Here is a 2,324-nt window from a genome sequence, read left to right as displayed (position 1 = left end):
ATCTCCGCGAAACGCGGGGCTCCCGCCAGATCCCCGGCGGTAAGGCCGTGGATGTGCGTGGGGCCGGGGCCCGTTCCAGGGTCGACGATCGTGGAGTAGAGGCGGTCGTCGCTGCCGTCGGGATGCAAGCGGATGATCGCGATTTCGACGATGCGGGCCTTGCGTGCGTCGGTCGAGGTGGTCTCGACGTCGACGACGGCGTAGGGAAGGGATCCCAGCCGGTGACGACGCGACGCCGCAGCCGTAAGGACAGGAGGTTCGGCCTGTGTAGCCTGCGCGGGAGCGGCCTGGTCGGCGAGGGCGGCGATCGCCTGCTCGGTGCCGGGGACGTCGAGTTTGCGGGCGGCGTATGAGCGGGTCAGCAGGCTCTCGCCGATGACGTCATCGTACTTGTCGATTCTCTTGTCGGGGATCAGGCTCGCCAGGTCAACGGCGTCGGGGAGGCCGGAGGCGGCCAAGTCGGCCAAGTCGGCCAACAGGTCCGCGGCCGCCCGGGGTGGGGTCGCGCAGAGCAGCAAGGCGACGCCGTAGCGGGCGACGTCGACGCCTCGGGCATGCAGGGCCAGGGCCGTCGTGGTCATGATGGCGTCTCCCCGGAAGGGGAACAGCAGGCTGTCGGCGCCGTAGCCGAGAAGCGGGCTGTGGTGCAGGCCGAAACGGCGGTAGGCGGCGCGGCCTTCGGCAAGGAGGTGCTGGCCGGTCGCGTCCAGGTAGGGCGGGACGGTGGACTCTTGGTAAATGTGGCGCATCTGGGTGCGGATTCGGTCGTGGATGTCCGGGCCGGGGCCGGCGAAACGCGGCGGGCGGCCGCCGGAGGTGCGGGTGACGTCGATGACCTTGGCGTGGGTGTCGATGGTGAGGATGCGCCAGCGGCGGCCGGCGAAGATGAGCAGCGCCCCCTCGGGTGGGGAGTTCTCCAGGGGAAGGCTGCCGAGGGTTCGTCCCGCGGTGATGATGCGGTATTCGGTGGGGGCGGTGAAGGCGGCGTAGAAGGTGTAGTGGTTGACCAGCCTCTCCCCCACCTCTGCGTGCAGCAGCAGGCCGTCGCTTTCCTGGCGGATGAGTCGTCCGGCGCCGAGGTCGCGCAGCAAGGCGGCGAACGTCGGCGCGTCGATCGTGCGGAATGGTCCTTGGGTGCAGAGGGTGCGGTAGGCGTCGGGCGGGGTGATGCCGCCGTGCTGGGCGATGAGGGACAAAAGCTGCTGCACCAGCGTCGACAGGTGTAAAGCCATGCCGTGGGGAGGTTCGTACCAGCGCTGCAGGAGCAGTTCGATGGTCGCAACGGCCTGGATGAGCTGGGTGCGGAGTTCGTCGGCGGGGTGAATGGCAGGGGTCGGTTCGGGTTCGCTGATGTAGAGCCGCAGGACGGCGGGGCCGCCGCGTCGCCCGGAGCGGCCGAGCCGCTGGCGCAGGGCGGCCACGCTCGGGGGCGCGCCGACCTGGGCGATGGAGGCCACTGAGCCGATGTCGATGCCCATCTCCAGGGTGGAGGTGCAGACGGCGGTGGTCGGCCGGCTGCGGTCCTTGAGCCGGGACTCGGTGTGCTCGCGGATGTCCTTGGACAAATTGCCGTGGTGGGGCAGAAACTCGTTCGGCACTCCCGCGATGTCGCAGCGACGGCTGAGCAGGTCGGTGTAGTCCTCCACCGCGCCCCGGGAGTTGGCGAAGATGAGGTTGTGCGACCCGCGCAGGGTGGCGAACAGGTGATCGGCGATCGCGAGCCGGTCGCCGGAGGCGATGTCGTCGGTGCTGACGTCGGCTCCCAGCGCCTCGTGCGCGGCCTGGGCGCGCGGGTCGAGCGTGGGTGCGGTTTCGACGTAACCGCGTACCTGAAGTCGCAACTCTTGGGCGTCGGAGGTCGAGACGATCGAGGTGACCCGCTCCCCCGCGCCCGGGCGCAGGAAGTCGGCGGCTTCGGGGTCGAGGAACAGCGGGACAGTCATTGGCGGTGCGGACTGTTCGAGCAGGTCAGGGCGGTGAACGGCCAACGGTGTCGAGTCGGCCTTTCGACCCGAACATGGCGGGACGGTCCGGCGCGACAACACGATCTTTAGTGTTTCCGCAGGTCGCGGTGACCATCCGCGCCATGATCCATCTCACCGCCAATGGCTGTCCCCGCGTTCCCCGACCCCGTCTATGACCGCTTCCGGTCCTGGGCGGCCACGGGCGTCTTCGAGGAGCTGATGCAGGCGATGATCGCCGAGGCCGCTGCCCGCGGGCAGGCCGACCTCGACCTGGTCAGCGTGAACTCCACCACGGTCCGCGCCCACCACCACGCCGCCGGGATGGTCATGGACCCTGAGTTGCTGGAGGCGTTGGAGAAG

General features: G+C 69.5%; 1 protein-coding gene and 1 pseudogene. One reads left to right on the top strand and one right to left on the bottom strand.

Going from position 1 to position 2,324, the window contains the following annotated elements; genetic code table 11:
• A partial coding sequence (locus ACSDR0_RS50165; protein ID WP_435296056.1) for a helicase-related protein occupies positions 1 to 1,943 on the bottom strand: 1,943 nt, incomplete at its 3' end.
• A gap of 162 nt (positions 1,944 to 2,105) precedes the next feature.
• Between ACSDR0_RS50165 and ACSDR0_RS50160 the strand changes: the two are divergent.
• A pseudogene (locus ACSDR0_RS50160) lies at positions 2,106 to 2,324 on the top strand (hypothetical protein); the annotation flags it as partial.

Origin of the sequence: Streptosporangium sp. G11, from assembly GCF_051192615.1 — a bacterium.
Taxonomy (GTDB): domain Bacteria; phylum Actinomycetota; class Actinomycetes; order Streptosporangiales; family Streptosporangiaceae; genus Streptosporangium.
Note: the sequence above shows the minus strand (reverse complement) of the source record. Positions and strands in the feature narration are given on the sequence as shown.